This window comes from Phenylobacterium kunshanense, from assembly GCF_003254525.1.
Lineage (GTDB): Bacteria > Pseudomonadota > Alphaproteobacteria > Caulobacterales > Caulobacteraceae > Phenylobacterium > Phenylobacterium kunshanense.
The window spans coordinates 1-1,271 of sequence record NZ_QFYS01000023.1 but is presented as its reverse complement, the minus strand read 5'-3'; the positions used below and the strand labels follow the sequence as shown (position 1 = coordinate 1,271).

The following is a 1,271-nucleotide window of genomic DNA, read 5'->3' as shown; positions in this document are numbered from 1 at the left end:
TGACGTGACCCCCGTTTCTCATCCAGTCGTAACGAGAGTCCTGGGTTGATCTGAGCCGTGCTCGGCGGGGGTTGCAAGAGGCCGGCGCGCGGAGACATCAGGTATCGCAGCGTGCCGGCCGGACTCTCCGGATAGGGCTCGGGCGTAGTCCCCTGGCGTCAGCCAGCCGAGCTTCGAGTGCGGCCGGGCTTCGTTGTAGTCGCGCCGCCAGGTCTCCAGCACGGCGCGGGCATGGGGCAGAGAGCGGAAGAGCGTCTCGTTCAGCAGCTCGTCTCGGAGGCGGCCGTTGAAGCTCTCGTTGAAGCCGTTCTGCTGCGGCTTTCCCGGCGCGATGTAGTGCCAGCCGACGCCGGTCTCGTCGGCCCAGCCGAGGATGGCGTTGGAGGTGTACTCCGTGCCGTTGTCGCTGACGATCATGTCGGGTCGCCCGCGGTGAGCGATGATGGCGTCCAGCTCGCGAGCGACCCGGCGCCCCGACAGCGAGGTGTCCGCCACCAGGGCCAGGCACTCGCGCGTGCAGTTGTCGATCACCGTCAGGATCCGGAAGCGCCGCCCGTCGGTCATCTGATCGGAGACGAAGTCCAGGCTCCAGCGCTGGTTGGGCAGCAGCGGCGCCTCGATCGGTCGCCGGGTCCCCATCGCCCGCTTGCGACCGCCGCGCCGACGCACGGTCAGCCGTTCCTCACGGTAGATCCGCTGGACCCGCTTCCTGTTCACCGCCTGGCCTTCCCGCCGCAGCAGCACGTGCAGGCGGCGATAGCCGAAGCGCCGCCGCTCCTGGGCCAGCGCCTTCAGCCGTTCGCGCAGGGCGCCATCGTCGGGCCGCGTCGCCTGGTAGCGCACGCTCGCCCGATCCGCCCCGATCACCCGGCACGCCCGCCGCTCGCTCATCTCGTAGGTCGACTGCAGATACGCCGCAGCCTCCCGATGCGCGGCGGGCGTCACCACTTTTTTCCCAGCAGATCCTTCAGCGCGACGTTGTCGAGCATCGCGTCCGCCAGCATCCGCTTCAGCTTGGCGTTCTCGTCCTCCAGCGCCTTCAGCCGCCGGGCCTCCGACACGTCCAGCCCGCCAAACTTGGCCTTCCACTTGTAGAACGTCGGCGAGCTGAGACCGTGCTTCCTGCACAAATCCGCCACCGGCACGCCGGCCTCCTGCTCCCGCAGGATCCCGATGATCTGCTCTTCCGTGAACCTTGATCGCTTCATTCGTCCGTCCTTTGGTCGGGCGGACTCTAGCTATTCCTGGCTGAGTTTCAGGGGGTCACGTCA

The 1,271-nt window shown here is 67.9% G+C and carries 1 protein-coding gene; it reads right to left on the bottom strand.

Going from position 1 to position 1,271, the window contains the following annotated elements:
* Window positions 1–18: 18 nt before the first annotated feature.
* A protein-coding gene (locus tag DJ019_RS20610) for an IS3 family transposase (RefSeq protein ID WP_111278750.1) occupies window positions 19–1,208 on the bottom strand; the annotation gives its coding sequence in 2 pieces (ribosomal slippage) (window positions 19–956 and window positions 956–1,208; 1,191 coding nt in all).
* Window positions 1,209–1,271 lie beyond the last annotated feature (63 nt).